The sequence below is a fragment of the Defluviimonas aquaemixtae genome, from assembly GCF_900302475.1.
Lineage (GTDB): Bacteria > Pseudomonadota > Alphaproteobacteria > Rhodobacterales > Rhodobacteraceae > Albidovulum > Albidovulum aquaemixtae.
Genome location: NZ_OMOQ01000001.1, coordinates 1,710,512 through 1,728,005, shown reverse-complemented (window position 1 = coordinate 1,728,005; position 17,494 = coordinate 1,710,512). Strand labels below are relative to the sequence as shown.

Sequence of the window (17,494 nt, the reverse complement as noted above, 5' to 3'; positions counted from 1 at the left end):
ATGCGCTTCCTGCCCCTCATCCTCTCGCTTATGGCCGTGCCCGCGGGCGCGGAAGAAGTGCGCGTGGTCGCGGGGGTGGACAGTCTGCAGGACGCCATCGCCGGGTCCTTGCCCGGCGATGTTCTGATCCTCGGTGACGGGACCCATGTGGGCCCCGTCACCATCGACCGGCCATTGACCATCCGCGCCGAAGGCGAGGCGGTCGTTGATGGTCGAGGGCAGGGTACAGTCCTCACCATAGCCGACGACGACGTTGTCGTGCGCGGATTGTCCGTGACCGGGTCGGGCAAAAGCCACGAGCACATCGATTCCGGCATCAAGATAACCAAGGAGGCCGACCGCGCGCTGATCGAAGGGAACCGCCTGATCGGTAATCTCTATGGCATCGACGTGCATGGCGGGCGCGATGCTGTGGTGCGTGGCAACGTGATCGAGGGCACGCAGAACCACCGCATGAACGAGCGCGGCAACGGCGTCTATGTCTGGAACGCTCCGGGCGCGGTGATCGAGGGCAACGACATCCGCTACGGTCGCGACGGCATCTTCACCAATACGTCGAAGGACGGGATCTATCGCGACAACCTGCTTCGCGACCTGCGCTTCGCGATCCACTACATGTACACCAACAACTCCGAGGTCTCGGGCAATATCAGCATCGGAAACCATCTCGGCTACGCGATAATGTTTTCGAACCGGGTTGTCGTGCAGAACAACATGAGCCTCGGCGACCGGGGCCACGGCATCATGCTGAACTACGCGAACAATGCCGACGTCTCGGGCAATCTCGTGCGCGGCGGCACGGAAAAGTGCACCTTCATCTACAACGCGCACAAGAACCTCATCTACGACAACCGCTTCGAAGGCTGCGATATCGGCATCCACTTTACAGCAGGCTCCGAGCGGAACGTGCTGACCGGCAACGCCGTCCTCGGCAACCGGAACCAGGTGAAGTACGTCGGTACCAAGGATGTCGAGTGGAGCTTCGACGGGCGGGGCAACTTCTGGTCGGATCACCCCGCTTACGATCTGAACGCCGACGGTATCGCCGACAGCGCCTTCCGCCCCAATGACCTTATGGACCACATCCTCTGGTCTCAGCCCGCTGCCGCGCTTCTGACCGGCGCTCCGGCGGTGCAGCTTATCCGCTGGTCGCAGGCGAGCTTCCCCGCGACCCTTCCGGGCGGAGTGGTGGACAGCCATCCGCTCATGACCCCCGTCAACATTCCCGTTTCCGACGATGTCGCGGCCATGGAGGCCGCCGCCGCGGAACGCTGGAAAACAGGTGACCACGATGACATCGACGTTGAAAATCTCGCGTCTCACTAAGGCGTTCGACGGCGTCACGGCGCTTGCCGAAGTCTCGCTCGACGTCGCGCCCGGCGAGCGCGTGGCGCTGCTCGGCCACAACGGGGCAGGGAAGTCGACGCTGATGAAGGTCGTCCTCGGTCTCATCCCGTGGGATGCGGGGGAGGTCACGGTGACGGGTGCCGCGCCCGGCAGCCGCGAGGCGCGCGACAAGGTCGCCTATCTGCCCGAGAACGTGGCCTTCCACCCGGCGTTGACGGGGCTCGAACAGCTCCGCCTTTATCTCAGCCTTCGGGGCGAGAAGCCGGGCCGCGCGATGGAGCTTCTGGAACGCGTGGACCTCGCCGGCGCCGCGAAACGCCGGATCGGCACCTATTCGAAGGGCATGCGGCAGCGCGTCGGGCTCGCCCAGGCATTGATCGGCAAGCCGAGGCTTCTGGTGCTGGATGAACCAACCTCGGGCCTCGATCCCGTCTCGCGGCGCGATTTTTACGCGCTTCTCGACGGTTTGGCGGCCGACGGCGCCGCGATCCTGCTCTCGAGCCACGCGCTAACCGAAGTCGAGGCGCGGACCGATCGCATCGTGATCCTCTCGCGGGGCCGGCTCGTCGCCTCCGGCTCACTCGCCGACCTGCGCCAGACGGCTGCGCTTCCGGTCGCGATGCACGTGATGGCGCGGAACGGCTACACCAGCCAGATCGCCGAGGCGCTGCCCGGAGCGATCCATGTCGGTGGTGCGCTGCACCTCACGTGCCCACAAGAGGAAAAGCTCAACGTTCTGTCGCGGATCACAGGGCTCGGCGACAAGGTGGCCGACCTCGAGGTCCTGCCGCCGAGTCTCGAAGACATCTACAGCCATTTCAGCCGGAGGGACGCGCGATGAAACGCATCCTCGCCACAGCAGGCTCAGAGTTCCGCATCGCGCTTCGCAACCGCTGGGTGGCGATCGCGGTTGCGCTGATGGCCCTGTTCGCGATCGTGCTGTCGGCGGCGAGCTCGGCGCCTACCGGAACGCTCGGGGTCGACCGGCTGTCGGTCTCCGTCGCTTCGCTCACCTCGCTCGCGGTCTATCTCGTGCCGCTCGTAGCTCTACTCATGTCCTTCGACGCAGTCGCCGGAGAGGTGGAGCGCGGCACGCTGCCGTTGCTTCTCACCTATCCCGTCGCGCGCTGGCAGATCCTCGCGGGCAAGCTTCTTGCCCATATCGCAGTCCTGTCGCTGGCAGTCGTCGCGGGCTACGGAATCGCCGCCGCGGGGGCCATCGCGCTTGACGAAGGCGCGCGTGCCGGCCTGCCTGCACTCTGGCGGCTGACCTGGACCTCGGTGCTCTTGGGCGCGACGTTCCTCGGTGCGGGCTATGCGATCTCGTCGCTCGCCCGCCGGCCGTCGGGCGCGGCGGGGCTCGCCATAGGACTCTGGCTGGGGCTCGTTGTGCTCTACGATCTGGGGCTTCTCGCGGCCATCGTCGCCGATGACGGCGGGCGCTTTACGACCGACATCTTCCCGCTCGCGCTTCTGGCCAATCCAGCCGACGCGTTCCGTCTATTCAACCTTTCGGCCTCAGAGGCAACCGCAGCGGCGGCCGGCGTCGGCGCGGCCGCCGGCGCGATCCCCCTCTGGCAGTCGCTCGCATCGGTCATTCTCTGGCCGTTTGCGGCCCTGAGCCTCGCAACCCTTGCCTTCAGAAAGGTAACGCCATGAGACGCGTCCTGGTTCTGTCGCTCGCCCTTCTTGCTGCCTGCCAGGAGGACGGGGCGGGTCCGCCGAACCCGGTCGCGATGACGGCCGACGCCGTCGGACACTACTGCCAGATGAACATCCTGGAGCATCCCGGCCCCAAAGCCCAGGTCCATCTCGACGGTCTGCCGGGCGCGCCGCTCTTCTTCAGCCAGGTCCGCGATGCAGTGGCCTATGCCCGGATGCCCGAGCAGAGCCACGACATCGCCGCGATCTATGTCAACGACATGGGAGCGGCGCCCAACTGGGAGGCCCCCGGCGCCGCGAACTGGATCGCGGCGAACGAGGCCTTCTATGTCGTCGGGTCCGAGCGACAGGGCGGCATGGGCGCGCCCGAACTGGTGCCGTTCGGCGCGGCAGATACCGCGGTCACCTTCGCCGAAACTCATGGCGGACGTGTGATGCGGCTCGACACGATTCCGGACGTCGAGGTGTTGACGCCCGTCTCACTGGAAGAGGGCGTTGGTGAGGACGATTACGAAGATCGTCTGCGGGCGCTCGCCCAAAGGCGGGGAGGATGAACCGATGCTGACCCGCCGCCGCTTTCTCGCCGTCACCGCCGCCAGTGCGAGCCTGCCGCTCTCGGCCCGTGCGGAGGCGTTGCATGTTTGGACGGGGACCGCGCTCGGCGCCCGCGCAACGATCCGCCTCGTCCATCCCGATGCGGCGGCGATCACCGCAAATGCCATGGCCGAGATCGACCGGCTGGAGGACATCTTCAGCCTATACCGCCCGGATTCGGCGCTTTCCCGACTCAACCGGGACGGCCGCTTGGCGGCGCCGCACTTGGAGCTTCTCGAATGCCTGTCGCTGGCCAAGCATGCGCATCGCGCGACCGGTGGGCTGTTCGATCCGACGATCCAGCCGCTCTGGGCGCTTTACGCCGAGACGGCGGTCAAGGGCCGCCTGCCGGACGCGGCGGAAATCGACGCGGTCCGCGCGCGGGTCGGATGGGCGGGCGTCACGTTCGACAGCTCGGAGATCCGCCTGCGCCCGGGCATGGCGCTTACGCTGAACGGAATCGCGCAAGGCTACATTGCCGACCGGGTGGCGGCGCTTCTGTCGGCGGAGGGCCTGACCGACATCCTGATCGACACGGGCGAACTTCGCGCGCTTGGCGGGCATCCGGACGGCAACCACTGGCCCGTCCGGCTTGCGTCGCGCGGGCAGATCGGCCTGCTGGGCAGGGCGCTCGCGACCTCGGCTCCGCTCGGCACGGTCTTCGACGCGGCGGGAAAGGTGGGCCACATTCTGAACCCTGCGACCGGTCGTCCCGCTGCCCCGGTCTGGCGCAGCGTCTCGCTCTCGGCCTCTTCCGCCGGTCTGGCCGACTCGCTGTCGACCGCGGCATGTCTGATGAGCGACCGCGCCGCGATCGATGCCACCGTGCGGACGTTCCGCGGAGTTTCGGTCGTGGCAGCCGTCGCTGCCTAGCGCGCCGTGCCTCGCGTGCGGCGGCAGACACGTTGTGGCACTTTTGGCCCTCGCGCCGACGCAGGCGCGCGAATTTCGATGACAAATGATCGTCATGCGGGTTTCATAGCGTCGTGCGCATGCAACACGACCGCCATATGCAATCGGACGACCTCGAAAGCCTCGTGGCGGCCATCGGCCGCCGGGACCGGGAGGCTTTTGAGCGCTTCTACCGGGAGATGGAGGGTCCGCTTTTCCGATTTGTCCGACTTAAATTGAACGATCCGTTCCGTTCGGCCGACATAGTCCATGAGGTCTTTCTGGAAGTCTGGCGCGGTGCCGGGGCGTTTCAGAAACGATCGAGCGTGCGTACCTGGGTTTTCGCGATCGCCTATCGAAAGGTCGTTGATGCCTTTAGACAGCAGGGAAGGCTGACATTTGAGGAGGAAGTGCCTGAACAGATCGACAGCCGGCCCGATGCCGAGGCGTGCCTGCTGGCCGCCCAGCAGTCGCAGGCCATTCGTCTGTGTCTCGACACGCTCAAGGCAGAGCACCGGCTCGCCATCGAACTCACGTTCTACGAGGACATGAGCTATCGTGACATCTCATCGGTGACGGGTGTGCCCGAAGGCACGGTGAAATCGCGGGTTTTCCATGCCAAGCAGCTTCTCATGCGATGCCTGTCGGCCCGATTGAAAGCGGAAATGCGCTAATGACGAGTAAACTGGATAGTAAAGAAAGAGTTTCGGAGCTGTTGCCGTTCTACGTGAACGATACGCTCGACGCCGAGGAACGGGCCGAGGTCGAGGCGCTGTTGTCCGTGGATGAGGCTTTGCGTCGGGAGGTGGAGCTTTTGAACCTCATTCGCGGAGCGGTAAAGGAGGACGAAGTCGACTACACACCGGGCGAATTCGGGCTCGCGCGGCTCAGACGGGAGATCGATGGACGCCCGGCTGCGCCCCGCCGTCCCAGGATCGGCATGGTGGCGACATCGGTCGCCGCCGCGATGTTCGTCTTCGGCTCGCTGATCTACCTGTCGATGAACGACCGGGAGCCGCGTTTCGTACAGGCCGGGGCCGATGCGAGCGCCCGGGTCCTGGTTGTTGCATTCCGGCCGTCGGCGCAGGAGCAGCAGATATCGGCACTGCTATTAGGGCTCGACGTGACGATCATCGATGGCCCCTCCGCTATCGGACTGTATCGCGTCGCGGTGCCCGAGGCGCAGGATATGGGCGCGATCATGGCCGCCCTGTCGAACATGACCGACGTCGTCGAAAGCGTGGACGCCACGGAATGACATGGCACCGGGCGTGGCTGATCGCGGTCTGCACGCTGTCGGCGACATGGGCAGCCCGGGCAGGCGCGCCGGACAAGCCCCAAGCAACCCCTCTGATCCAACTCGTGGCCGAGAGCGGGGGCGAGGGGGAACCTTCACCCGATCCGGGCCCTGCGCCGGATCCTGGTCCGGGGCCCGACCCCGCGCCCGAACCGGAGCCCGAGCCGGAGTCCGAACCCGAACCGGAACCGGAACCCGAGCCCGAACCAGTGCCCGAACCCGAACCCGAACCGGAACCGGAACCGGAACCGGAACCCGAACCGGAGCCGGAACCCGAACCGGAGCCGGAACCTAACCAACCGAGCACGCGAGTGAAGGACCGCGACGGGCGGGATGATCGCGCGGGTTCCATGGTGGCGCCCGCGTCGCGGCACGAACGCGCGCTTCCGAGCGGGCGACCCGAATTCCTCATCGTCGGACAGGCGGCCGACGTCGGGCGCGCGGAGCGTGAGATCGTCGACATAAATGGTGAGATCCTGCGCCGGCAGAGCCTCGGCACGCTTGGCATCGTCGTCTCCGCCGTCGATATCGGAGCCCTCATGACTCCGCCGATCCTTCGTGCGCGGCTGGCTCGAAAAGGCATCGTCGTGAAGCTCGACCGCAACACGCTATTCGCCATGGCCGGGCCGGGCCGGAGCTACGCCCAACGCATGGTCGGGTTGCCCGAGCGCGCAACGTGCAGACTCGGCCGTCCGGTCAGAATCGGTCTGATCGACGGACCGGCGGATGCCTCGAATGCGGCCCTTGTTGATGTTCCGATCGTCACCCGGTCAGTACTTGACGTGGACGAGGACGTGGCCGGGACCGGACATGCGACAGGGCTTGTCTCGCTGATCGCGGCGAACCCGAAGACAGGGCCGCCGGCCGGGATCGCACCAGGCGCGCAGATTTTTCTCGCTGTGGCGTTTTCGCGGAATGGCAGCAGCAACGAGATGCGGCTCGATCACCTCATCGCGGCTGTCGACTGGATGATCGGCCAAAGTGTCGACGTCGTGAACATGTCGCTAGCCGGGCCGAGAAACTCCGTGCTGGCCGAACTCATGTCGATGGCGGATGCGCGGGGCCTGATCCTCGTGGCGGCCGCTGGCAACGACGGCCGCGACCGCGTCGCCTTCCCGGCAGCCGACCCCCATGTGATCTCCGTCACTGCGGTCGACGCCCGCAAGCGCCGCTTCATCTCAGCGAATGCGGGACGCGAGATCGATTTCGCCGCGCCTGGAGTCGATGTGCTCGTCGCCGGACCGGGCGGGCAGAGCTACCGTTCCGGTACGTCCTACGCCGCCGCCATCGCGACGGCGCTCGTCGCGCATGAAGTCGCCCGCGGAAACCACACGAGGGAGGCCATCGAACGGTCGCTCGCGGCGCGGGCCGAGGACCTCGGCGCGCCGGGGCGGGATGACGAATACGGCTGGGGCCTTGTCCGGCTTGGGGACTGCTAAAGAGTTCCGTCTCGCCTGAGTGGACATTATCTCCGCGCCAGACAGCTGCGCGCCACGCTCGGATGCGTCTTCAACAAACTGAATATATTAGATAAAAACACCCACCGGCGCGCGCTGCAGTGCACGCCGAGACGTTCCCAAAAAAGATGCGATTTTTTTTTGAACGATTCTCCGCCCACCACGACTAACAGATACAAGGTGTTAGGGGTTGTTAACGAGTTTTCACAGTTTCGGGTCTTGTCGAAACCTGGCGCCGCGGCGTTGGTTGCCGGGTTCGACGTCACTAGTCGCCACTCACATCCCAGGTGTTGGTCGATGTTGCGTGCTGTTGCTTGTGTTTGAAGAGTAGTCCGATCAATGATCTGGCGGGATGGCCGGTGTGACTTCGGGATCGCCCGAAGGTTCGCGCCGGCCATTTCCCTTTGCGTCGGCGCGGCCGGAGCGCTTCCGGGACGTCCAAACAGTTCGCTTCAACAACCTCGGAAAGGTGACGGGTCGCAGCTTTGCCTGGCGGGGCGGCCATCCGTGGATGCGATCTACTTCCGCGACTGCTATGAGGTTAAATGGACAACGGCATGGCCGGGCGCTCGCCCGCGATCGGAGGCAAGTCATGGCGGAGCGCGAGGTTTTTGGACGCATGCCTGACGGACGTGCGGTCGAGCGTGCGGTGATCCAAGGTGGCGGGCTGACGGCGAAGGTTCTAAGTTTCGGAGCAGTGGTTCAGGACCTTCGGCTCGACGGACATGCGCCACCGCTGGTTCTGGGTTTCGAGGCGCTCGACCACTATCTCGCCCATTCGCCATATTTCGGCGCGACGGTCGGGCGGTCGGCCAACCGCATCGCTGGTGCGAAGTTCGCGCTTGACGGCGCGGAACACAACCTCGACCGCAACAACTTGGGAAAGCACCACCTGCATGGCGGAAGCCGTGGTATCGGTGTGCGGCTCTGGACCTTCGACGAGGTGTCGCTCGATAGCGCGACGCTCTCCATCCGGCTCGAGGATGGAGAGATGGGCTACCCCGGTGCGATGCGGATAGAAGTTCGATTCCATTTAGGGCCGGGCGGGGTTCTCGATATCCGAATGACGGCCGAGACCGACCGCGCAACGCTGTGCAATCTCGCCCATCACAGCTACTTCAATCTCGACGGGAGTCCGGACATCCTCGGCCACTACCTGACGGTCGCTGCCGATCGCTACCTTCCTGTCGATGCCGAACTGATCCCGACCGGCGAGACCGCAACAGTCACGGGCACGCCGTTCGATTTCCGCTCGGGCGCGTTGCTTCGCGACGCGGGCCTGGGAATCGACCACAACTTCTGCCTGTCATCCGACCGCGTCGCGCTACGGGACGTCGCGGAGCTGTCTGCCGGGGATGTCCGCATGCGTGTCAAGACAACCGAGCCGGGGCTTCAAGTCTATGACGCCGCGGCTCTCGACGTGCCAGTGCCCGGGCTCGGAGGGCGTAGGATGGGGCCGCATGCGGGGATCGCGCTGGAGCCGCAGGTCTGGCCTGACGCGATCCATCATCCGGACTGGCCGCAGCCGTTGCTGCGGCCCGGTTCTCTTTACGTTCAGCACACGCAGTTCGTCTTCACGAGGCGACCGGGGTGAGCCGAAAGTGAGACTTGAATATCTCCACCCAAACCTCTGTCAACATTGCGCAATGAGCGGTCGGGCCCTTCATCTGGCCCGGCCGCGTTTCTAAAGCGCCTGCGCGAAGCCGATCATCGGATGATCAGTTCGGGACCCATGAATGTGGTCGGCAGCCATGTTGAGACGAACGGAACGTAAGTCACGATGATCAGGAACAGGAACAGGATGCCGAGCCACGGCAGCGCCGCGCGCACGACGTCCATCATCGGCATGCTGGCCACGCTCGATGTTACAAAGAGGTTAAGGCCCACAGGCGGCGTGATCATCCCGATCTCCATGTTCACGACCATGATGATTCCGAGATGGATCGGGTCGATGCCGAGCTCGATCGCGATCGGGAAGACAAGTGGTGCGACGATCACGATGAGGCCCGAAGGTTCCATGAACTGACCGCCGATCAAGAGGATCACGTTGACCGCGATCAGGAACATCACCGGCCCGAAGCCGGCATCGAGAAGCGCCTTCGTGATCGCCTGAGGTATCTGCTCGTCGGTCAGCACGTGCTTGAGGATCAGCGCGTTGGCGATGATGAACATCAGCATGATCGTGACCTTGCCGGATTCGAAGAGCACGTGCTTCACATCCGGGTGGATGAGGGCAGTCAGAAGCGCCCATGGACGCTTCAGGAGCGAGATGTTGTGATCCGAATTCGGCGCGTGAAGCGGCCCCATGTCGCGATAGACGAAATTCGCGATGAGGAAGGCATAGACCGCCGCGACCGCGGCCGCCTCGGTCGGAGTGAACACGCCGCCATAAATGCCGCCGAGGATGATGACGATGAGGAAGAGCCCCCAGCCCGCATCACGCGCAGAGGCGAAGACCTCACCCCAGCCTGCCCATGGCTGGGCCGGCAGGCCCTTCACCCGCGCGGCGATGTAGATGCCGATCATGAGCATCAGGCCGGCGAGCAGTCCCGGCACGACGCCGGCAAGGAACATCCGGCCGACCGAGACATCGACCGAAGCTGCATAGACGACCATCACGATCGACGGCGGGATCAGGATGCCGAGCGTGCCCGCGTTGCAGATGACGCCCGCCGCGAAGTCCTTGGAATAGCCGACCTGCCGCATCCCGGCGATACAGATCGAGCCGATGGCGACGACCGTCGCGGGTGACGAGCCGGAGAGAGCCGCGAACATCATGCAGGCAAAAACCGCCGCCATGGCGAGCCCGCCCCGAAAGTGACCGACAACCGCGATCGCGAAGCGGATGATCCGCTTGGCCACGCCGCCCGTCGACATGAAGGACGAAGCCAGAATGAAGAATGGGATCGCGAGAAGCGTGTAGTGCCCCGCGAAGGCGTTGAAGAGCTGCTGAGCGATCGAGGCGAGCGATGTGTCCGAAAGCATCAGCATGAAGATGATCGACGACAGGCCGAGGCTGACCGCGATCGGAACCCCGATCAGCATGAAGCCGATGACCATGGTGAAGAGGAAGACGATATCCATGGCTCAGAGCTCCCGATCCGCTGCGCCCGCGGCTTCCTCGACCATGTCCTCGGCCTCGTGGCTGGCAATCAGCAGATCGCCCTCGCCGGTCCAGACCCGCCAGGCGGCCTGCACGAAGCGAAACGTCAAGAGCGCCATGCCAATCGGCAGGGCGGCGTAGGGGATGAAGCGGGGAAGCTTCTCGTAGGGCTCGCCCTCGTTCATGATCGGCTCTATGAAACGCAGCCAGTCGGGCATGAGAATGTCGTTCACCTCGTACCAGGCCTGCTGGCCAATGAACGGCGACCAGTAGGTCCAGGAACCGATAAGCAATAGCAGCGCGTAGACGATGCAGATCGCCGCCGCAACGAGCGTCATCACCCGTCGCCGGGGCGCCGACATCATCCGCGCGACCACGTCAACGCCGAGGTGGCCTGAGATCTTCACGACATAGGACGCGCCCAGAAGCACCAGCCAGGCGAAAAGGAAGACCGTCGCCTCAAGCGCCCAGAGCAGGTTGGTGTTGAGTACATAGCGGGCGATCACATTTGCGAAGGTGATCACTGTCATGAGGCCGAGAAGCAACGCGATAAGCGTCTCCTCGATTGAGTTGATGAACCGCCCCACCGGGCCTTTCGGCGTCTTGTGCATGCACTTCCCCTCCCCGAGGCCGGGTCACTTCGCCCGGCTCTGATGCGCGGGGCCCATCGGCGTGGTTGCGACGGGCCCCGGCGTCGTCAGTTCATGACGTTATAAGTCACGGCGCTGTCGATGACGTCTTGGCCGATCTCGCCCGAGAACTTCTCCCAGACGGGCTTCATCGCCTCGACCCAGGCGTCGCGCTGCTCGGGGGTAAGCTCCCGCACCTCAGCGCCGGTCGCGATGATGGCCTGCTTGGATTCCTCCTCGACTTGGGTCACGGCGGCGTTCCGCTCGGCCGTCACTTCGTCCATGATGGTCTTCAGGCCGGTGCGAACGTCTTCCGGCAGGCCTTCCCACCAGTCGTTCGATACGACGACCATATAGTCGAGCACGCCGTGGTTGGTCTCGGTGATGCCGTCCTGCACTTCGAAGAACTTCTGGCCGTAGATGTTCGACCAGGTGTTCTCCTGGCCGTCCACAACGCCCGTCTGAAGCGCGCCGTAGACTTCCGAGAAGGCCATCTTCTGCGGGTTGGCGCCGAGCGCCTCGAACTGCGCCTGAAGCACGTCCGACGGCTGGATGCGGAACTTCAGCCCCTTCGCATCCTCGGGCAGCAGCAGCGGTTTGCTCGCCGACATCTGCTTCATGCCGGAATGCCAGTAGGCGAGGCCCAGAAGTCCCTTGCGCGTCATCGAGGTCAGAAGCGCCTGGCCGTCCTCGGAGGCCTGATAGCGGTCGACCGACGCGATGTCGTTGAAGACGAATGGCAGGTCGAAGAGGCGCAGCTTCTTGGTGAAGGTCTCGAATTTCGACAGGGACGGCGCGGCCATCTGCACGTCGCCGAGAAGCATCGCCTCGAGCACCTTGTCGTCGTCGTAAAGCGTCGAGTTCGGATAGACCTCGACGCAAGCCTTGCCGTTCATCTCCTCGTTGACGCGGTCCGCGAAGAGCTGGGCGGCGATGCCCTTGGGGTGCTTGTCCGAGTTTGTGACGTGGGCGAATTTCACCAGTGTTTCCCCGTCTTCGCAGCTCGCAAAAGCTGCGCCCGACGAAAGCGCAAGAACGCTGGCGGCTGCGGCAAGCAGATGTTGTATACGCATTGATTTCCTCCTGTTCGGTTTGTACCGGCCGTTTTCCGGTCCGGCACTGCCGCTTCTGATGCGACTGCGAAGGATTAGTGCGCATCCGGGCGCGCCATGCAACTGCTGCATGGACGCATTGCGATTTTTCTGGCCGCATTTCACTTTGAGCCGCGCGTTGGAATTCCATCCACCCGCTGGCCAAGGTCCGTTGCGGCGGCGATGTCGGCAAGCGGCACTCCTGACCACCCGGCTGGGCGCCACCGCTCAGTCTGTCGTGTAGGCGAAGGAGGTCTTGACCGCGTGCAGGAACGAACCCGCCGAGGAACGCGCCGACATCAGCAGGAACCGGTCGGCGCCGATCCTGAGGATAAGCGCGCCCATGTGCTCCATCACGGTCCGCGCGAAGGCGCCTTCGGAGAAGGCGGCGACGGAGAGGTCGAGCGGGCAGAGACGTTCGAGCGCCGCGCGAACGCCCGGTCCGGACAGTTCGAGCACGGCCCAGACATCGGTCTGGTCCGTGGTGTAGGCCGCCCCGCCCAGGGCCGCCTGCACGACCGGCTCCGCGTCGGGCGTCGCATGGGGGAAGACGACCATCATCTGATCGGGCGTGGTGCGCAAGGCGCGCATCTCGTCCGATCCCGTGCTGTCGCGCGAGCCGGGCAGGTCGATGCTCCAGGCCCTGGCGAAGGCGTCCTTCACCGCGTCCTCCGCGCCGAGCGGCACCGCGACCGAGACGAGCGCGAGGTCGTCGCGCGACCGGATGCGGTTTTCGCCGAAGCGGAGGTCGGTGCCCGCGAGCGCGGGCGTGGCAGTCAGCACGATCTCAGGCACGCTGGCGGTCTCCTTCCGGGTCGACGTGGTGCGGCGAGACGACCTCGACCAGCGTGTCCTTGCCGCGCACCGGATCGTAGGCGCGCACGATCTCGCCCATCCGCTCCTTGCCGCGCTTGAGGAAACCGAGGCCGACGGAGTGGCCGAGCTCAGGAGAAAAGGCGACCGAGGTCATCCAGCCCTGATCGTGCGCCATGTCCTCCGGATCGCCCTTCGTCAGGAAATGCGCGCCTGCGTTCAGAAGCACCGCCTTGTCGACCGGGTGGAAGCCCACGAGCCTGAGATCGTCCTCGCGGTTCATCTCGTCGCGTTCCGAGAGTTTCGAGCCGATCGAGTCCTTCGTCTTCGACACCATCCCGCCGAGGCCGAGCATCGCGGCCGTGCTCTGGCCGTTCAGCTCGTTGCCCGCCGCATGGCCCTTCTCGATCCGCATCACCCCGAGCGCCTCGGTGCCGTAAGGCACCGCGTCGAACTGCTCTCCCACCTTCATCAGCGCGCGGACCATGGCGTCGCCGTAGCGGGCGGGAACGGCAATCTCGTAAGCCAGTTCGCCCGAGAACGAGATGCGGAAGAGCCGCGCCGGGGTGCCGCCGAAGACCGTGCGCTCCGCGCAGGCCATGAAGGGGAAGGCGTCGTTCGACAGGTCGAGGTCGTCCACCACCTTCTGCAAGAGCGCCCGGCTCATCGGCCCGGCGACCGCGAACTGCGCCCAGCCGTCGGTCGTCGAGATCAGGTGCACGTCGAGATCGGGCCAGAGACACTGCCGCGCGAATTCGAGGTTGCGGAAGACCGCGACCGCGTTCGCCGTGGTCGTCGTCATGACGAAATGCGTCTCGGAGAGCCGCGCGGTGGTGCCGTCATCGTACGCGAACCCGTCCTCGCGCAGCATCAGGCCATAGCGGACCTTGCCGACAGGGAGCTTGAGGAACGGGTTCGCGTAAACGCGGTTCAGGAACTCCGCGGCATCGCGGCCCTGAATGTCGATCTTGCCGAGCGTGGTGACGTCGCAGATCCCCACGGACCGGCGGGTCATCTCGACCTCGCGGTCGACGCTGTCGCGCCAGCCCTTTTCGCCGGGACGGGCGAACCACTGGGCGCGGAGCCACATGCCGGTCTCGACGAAGGTCGCTCCGTTCTCCTTCGCCCATTCGTGGCTGGGCGTGAGGCGGTAGGGGCGGAAGTCACGTCCTCGCGCGCGGCCGGCAAATGTTCCGATCGGGACGGGCGTATAGGGCGGGCGGAAGATCGTGGTGCCGGTCTCCGGGATCGATTTGCCCGCCGCCTCAGCGAGGATAGCGAGGCCGAGAACGTTGGCCGTCTTGCCCTGATCGGTCGCCATGCCGAGCGTCGTGTAGCGCTTGAGAAGCTCGACGGAGCGGAAGCCCTCGCGCTGAGACTGCTTCACGTCCTTCGAGGTCACGTCGTTCTGGAGGTCGACCCAGGCGCGTTTCTTGCCCGCGACGTGCCAGAAGGGGGTGATGTCGGCCGCCTCGTCCTCCGCCTTCGGCGTGACGGCCTTGGCGGGCGTGAGGCCCATGTCCTTGACGGCGGCCTCGGCGGCGGCCCAGCCCTCGACCAGCGCGGCCGCGAGCGTCAGCGTGCCCTTCGCAGCGCCCGCGACTGTCATACCGGGCGGCAGCTCGCCGCCGGGGGTGAAGGCCGCGATGTCCTCGCGCCAGACCGGTCGGCCGCGATGGTGGCAGGTGAGATGGACGTTCGGCGACCAGCCGCCCGCGACGGCGAGGCAGTCGGCCTCGATCCGCTGACCGTTGGTGAGCGTGATGGCGTTGAGGCCGTGACGGCCCGACGTGTCGGCGACGGCGCTGCCGGTCGCGACGAGCGCCCCGGCCAGCGTGTGGCCCGCGCCGTCGCGGGAGTCGATCACGGCGGCGACCTCGACGCCCCTCGCCTGAAGGTCCGTAGCCGTGCGCCAGCCGTCGTCGTTGTTGGTGAAGACCGCGACGCGTTTGCCGGGGGCCACACCCCAGCGGTTGGCGTAGGCCCGGACCGCGCCCGCGAGCATCACGCCGGGGCGGTCGTTGTTGGCAAACGCGATGCTCCGCTCGGTGGCGCCCGCAGTCAGCACCGCGCGGCGGGAATAGATCCGCCAGAGCACCTGGCGCGGCTTGCCGTCCGAGCGGGGCAGGTGGTCCGTCCTCCGTTCCACCGCGCCGTAGATGCCGTGGTCATAAGCGCCGTAGACCGTGGTGCGGGTCATAAGCCGCACATTCTCCATCGCCTGAAGCTCGGCGACGGCCTCGGCGGCCCAGTCCGCCCCGGCCATGCCCGCGACCTCGAGCGTCTCGGCATTGAGCCGCCCGCCCATGCGGAAATCCTCGTCCGCGAGGATCACCCGCGCGCTGGCGCGTCCCGCCGCGAGCGCCGCCGAGAGGCCCGCAGGTCCCGCGCCGATCACCAGAAGGTCGCAATGCAGGAAGCCGTGGTCGTAGACGTCCGGGTCCGGCTCCATCGAGAGCCGCCCAAGACCGGCCGAGGCGCGGATCGCCGGTTCGTAGACCTTTTCCCAGAACGCGGCGGGCCACATGAAGGTTTTGTAGTAGAATCCCGCTGAGAAGAACGGCGCCATGAGGTCGTTGAAGCTCAGAAGGTCCCATTTCAACGGCCCGCGATGGTTCTGGCTGGTGGCGTCGAGCCCGTCGAACAGTTCGGCGACGGTGGCGCGGGTGTTCGGCTCCTGCGCCGCGCCCTTGCGCAGCTGGACGAGCGCGTTCGGCTCCTCCGACCCGGCGGAGAAGATGCCGCGCGGGCGGTGATACTTGAACGAACGCGCGACGAAGTGTTCGCCGTTCGCCAGAAGCGCCGAGGCGAGCGTGTCGCCGGGATGGCCCTGCATCTTCCGGCCGTTCCAGGCGAAGTTCAGCGTCTGGCTGCGGTCGATGAGGCCGCCGCCGATCCGGTGCGTCTGGCTCATCTCGACCGCCCCCGCGCGCGGGCCACATCGCGGGCGAGTTCCACCTTGGTAATCTCGTGCGTCAGCGTGTCGCGCGTGACGACGAGCCACGAGCGGTCGCCCTGTTCGTGATACCAGAGCTCCTGATGCTCGCCCGCCGGATTGTCGCGCAGATAGGCATAGTCGTGAAACGCCTCCTCGACGCCGTCGGCCATGCCGTCAGGCCGGTCGATGAGGCTCGCATCGCCCTTGTAGACGAACTCCGCCGCGTCACGCGGGCCGAGAAGGGGGTGGTTTATGATCATCTCGTTCCCTCCTCAGTGCAGGTTCGGCTGGGCGCCCTGGCCCTTTTCGTCGATCGGCGCGCCGCGGCGGAACCGGCCGAGCCGGTAGTGCTTCGCGGTCTCGTGCGGGCGGTCGGTGGCCAGAAGATGGGCGTAGCAGTAGCCGGAGGCGGGCGTCGCCTTGAAGCCGCCGTAGCACCAGCCGCCGTTGAAGTAGAGCCCGTCGATATGGGTCCTGTCGATGAAGGGCGAGCCGTCCATCGACATGTCCATCACGCCGCCCCACATCCTGAGAAGCCGCGCACGCCCGATCATCGGCATGATCGCCATGCCCCCTTCGCAGACATCCTCGACGACCGGGAGGTTGCCGCGCTGGGCATAGGTGTTGTAGCCGTCGATATCGCCGCCGAAGACGAGCCCGCCCTTGTCGGACTGGCTCACATAGAAATGTCCCGCGCCGAAGGTGATGACCCCGGGGATGACGGGTTTCATGCCTTCGGAAACGAAAGCCTGAAGAACATGGCTTTCGATCGGCAACCGCATCCCTGCCTTGGCCATGACCCGGGAGGATGATCCGGCCACGCAGACGGCGACCTTGCGGGCGCGGATTGCGCCGCGGGACGTTTCGACGCCGCGGCACGCGCCGTTCTCGATCTGGAAGCCCGTGACCTCGCAATTCTGGATGATGTCTACGCCACGGCTGTCCGCGCCGCGCGCATAGCCCCAGGCGACCGCGTCGTGGCGCACGGTGCCCCCCCGACGTTGCCAGAGCGCGCCCTGGATCGGGAAGCGGGCATTGTCGAAGTCGAGAAACGGGCACATCTTGCGGATGCCGTCCCGGTCGAGAAGCTCCGAATCCGCGCCCGAGAGCCGCATCGCATTGGCACGCCGGGCGAAGGCGTCGCGCTGCGGGTCGCTGTGGATCAGGTTCAGGATGCCGCGCTGGCTGACCATCGCGTTGTAATTGAAATCCTGCTCCAGCCCCTCCCAGAGCTTCATCGAGAGCTCGTAGAACGGCTGGTTGCCCTCCAGGAGGTAGTTCGACCGCACGATCGTCGTGTTCCGCCCGATATTGCCGGAGCCGAGCCAGCCCTTCTCGACCACCGCGACATTGGTGACGCCGAACTCTTTGGCGAGGTAGTAGGCGGTCGACAGTCCGTGCCCGCCGCCGCCGACGATCACGACGTCGTATTCCGGCTTGGGATCGGGCTCGCGCCAGACCGGCTTCCAGCCCTTGTTGCCGGTCAGCCCTTCCGTGAAGATCCTGAATGCCGAATAGCGCATCTCGCCGCCCGCTTCTTTAGATCAACCCAGCATTCCATCCGAAAGCCCGACTCGACTTTTCCGAAACGGACGTTCATTTGTACGTTATGGCCGCGATTGGCTCTCCACCGTCTCAGTTTCGCATCGGAATCTTCCCGGTCCCGGGATTC

Annotated in this window: 16 protein-coding genes; 9 read left to right on the top strand and 7 right to left on the bottom strand. The window is 65.5% G+C overall.

Going from position 1 to position 17,494, the window contains the following annotated elements:
- The 9 genes from DEA8626_RS08405 (at position 1) to DEA8626_RS08360 (ending at position 8,842) form a co-directional block, all read left to right on the top strand.
- Complete coding sequence (locus DEA8626_RS08405) at positions 1-1,326, top strand: nitrous oxide reductase family maturation protein NosD (RefSeq protein WP_108852542.1); 1,326 nt, start codon at positions 1-3, stop codon at positions 1,324-1,326.
- Positions 1,292-2,188, top strand: coding sequence for an ABC transporter ATP-binding protein (locus DEA8626_RS08400; RefSeq protein ID WP_108852541.1), 897 nt, complete (start codon positions 1,292-1,294; stop codon positions 2,186-2,188). Before DEA8626_RS08405 ends, DEA8626_RS08400 begins: the two co-directional genes overlap by 35 nt.
- Entirely contained in the window at positions 2,185-3,006 is an 822-nt protein-coding gene (locus DEA8626_RS08395) for an ABC transporter permease (protein WP_108852540.1), read from the top strand. Before DEA8626_RS08400 ends, DEA8626_RS08395 begins: the two co-directional genes overlap by 4 nt.
- Complete coding sequence (locus DEA8626_RS08390) at positions 3,003-3,563, top strand: nitrous oxide reductase accessory protein NosL (RefSeq protein WP_108852539.1); 561 nt, start codon at positions 3,003-3,005, stop codon at positions 3,561-3,563. The genes DEA8626_RS08395 and DEA8626_RS08390 overlap by 4 nt, the downstream gene beginning before the upstream one ends.
- Positions 3,564-3,567: 4 nt before the next feature.
- A complete protein-coding gene (locus tag DEA8626_RS08385) occupies positions 3,568-4,476 on the top strand; it encodes an FAD:protein FMN transferase (RefSeq protein WP_108852538.1) in 909 nt (302 codons plus the stop codon).
- Between the two features lie 137 nt (positions 4,477-4,613).
- The gene (locus DEA8626_RS08380) at positions 4,614-5,168 is read left to right on the top strand and encodes an RNA polymerase sigma factor (protein WP_181366390.1); all 555 of its coding nucleotides are present in this window, start codon (positions 4,614-4,616) and stop codon (positions 5,166-5,168) included.
- Positions 5,168-5,752, top strand: coding sequence for an anti-sigma factor family protein (locus DEA8626_RS08375; protein ID WP_146188849.1), 585 nt, complete (start codon positions 5,168-5,170; stop codon positions 5,750-5,752). The genes DEA8626_RS08380 and DEA8626_RS08375 overlap by 1 nt, the downstream gene beginning before the upstream one ends.
- Positions 5,749-7,230 (top strand): S8 family serine peptidase, encoded by a 1,482-nt coding sequence (locus tag DEA8626_RS08365; RefSeq protein WP_181366389.1) that lies wholly within the window; start codon positions 5,749-5,751, stop codon positions 7,228-7,230. Before DEA8626_RS08375 ends, DEA8626_RS08365 begins: the two co-directional genes overlap by 4 nt.
- A 610-nt stretch (positions 7,231-7,840) precedes the next feature.
- Complete coding sequence (locus DEA8626_RS08360) at positions 7,841-8,842, top strand: aldose epimerase family protein (RefSeq protein WP_108852534.1); 1,002 nt, start codon at positions 7,841-7,843, stop codon at positions 8,840-8,842.
- A 113-nt stretch (positions 8,843-8,955) separates the two neighbouring features.
- On the opposite strand, the gene DEA8626_RS08355 is transcribed toward DEA8626_RS08360, so the two are convergent.
- The 7 genes from DEA8626_RS08355 to DEA8626_RS08325 all read right to left on the bottom strand — a co-directional run bounded on the left by DEA8626_RS08355 (position 8,956) and on the right by DEA8626_RS08325 (position 17,345).
- On the bottom strand, positions 8,956-10,332 hold the full coding sequence (locus DEA8626_RS08355) for a TRAP transporter large permease (protein ID WP_108852533.1): 1,377 nt from the start codon (positions 10,330-10,332) through the stop codon (positions 8,956-8,958).
- 3 nt (positions 10,333-10,335) lie between these two features.
- A complete protein-coding gene (locus DEA8626_RS08350; protein ID WP_108852532.1) occupies positions 10,336-10,962 on the bottom strand; it encodes a TRAP transporter small permease in 627 nt (208 codons plus the stop codon).
- An 86-nt stretch (positions 10,963-11,048) separates the two neighbouring features.
- A complete protein-coding gene (locus DEA8626_RS08345; protein ID WP_108852531.1) occupies positions 11,049-12,053 on the bottom strand; it encodes a TRAP transporter substrate-binding protein in 1,005 nt (334 codons plus the stop codon).
- Positions 12,054-12,299: 246 nt separating this feature from the next.
- A complete protein-coding gene (locus DEA8626_RS08340) occupies positions 12,300-12,866 on the bottom strand; it encodes a sarcosine oxidase subunit gamma (protein ID WP_108852530.1) in 567 nt (188 codons plus the stop codon).
- The gene (locus DEA8626_RS08335; RefSeq protein ID WP_108852529.1) at positions 12,859-15,798 is read right to left on the bottom strand and encodes a sarcosine oxidase subunit alpha family protein; all 2,940 of its coding nucleotides are present in this window, start codon (positions 15,796-15,798) and stop codon (positions 12,859-12,861) included. The genes DEA8626_RS08340 and DEA8626_RS08335 overlap by 8 nt, the downstream gene beginning before the upstream one ends.
- On the bottom strand, positions 15,795-16,082 hold the full coding sequence (locus tag DEA8626_RS08330) for a sarcosine oxidase subunit delta (RefSeq protein ID WP_108852528.1): 288 nt from the start codon (positions 16,080-16,082) through the stop codon (positions 15,795-15,797). Before DEA8626_RS08330 ends, DEA8626_RS08335 begins: the two co-directional genes overlap by 4 nt.
- A 12-nt stretch (positions 16,083-16,094) precedes the next feature.
- Positions 16,095-17,345, bottom strand: a complete 1,251-nt coding sequence (locus DEA8626_RS08325; RefSeq protein ID WP_108852527.1) for a sarcosine oxidase subunit beta family protein — start codon at positions 17,343-17,345, stop codon at positions 16,095-16,097.
- Between the last annotated feature and the right edge of the window lie 149 nt (positions 17,346-17,494).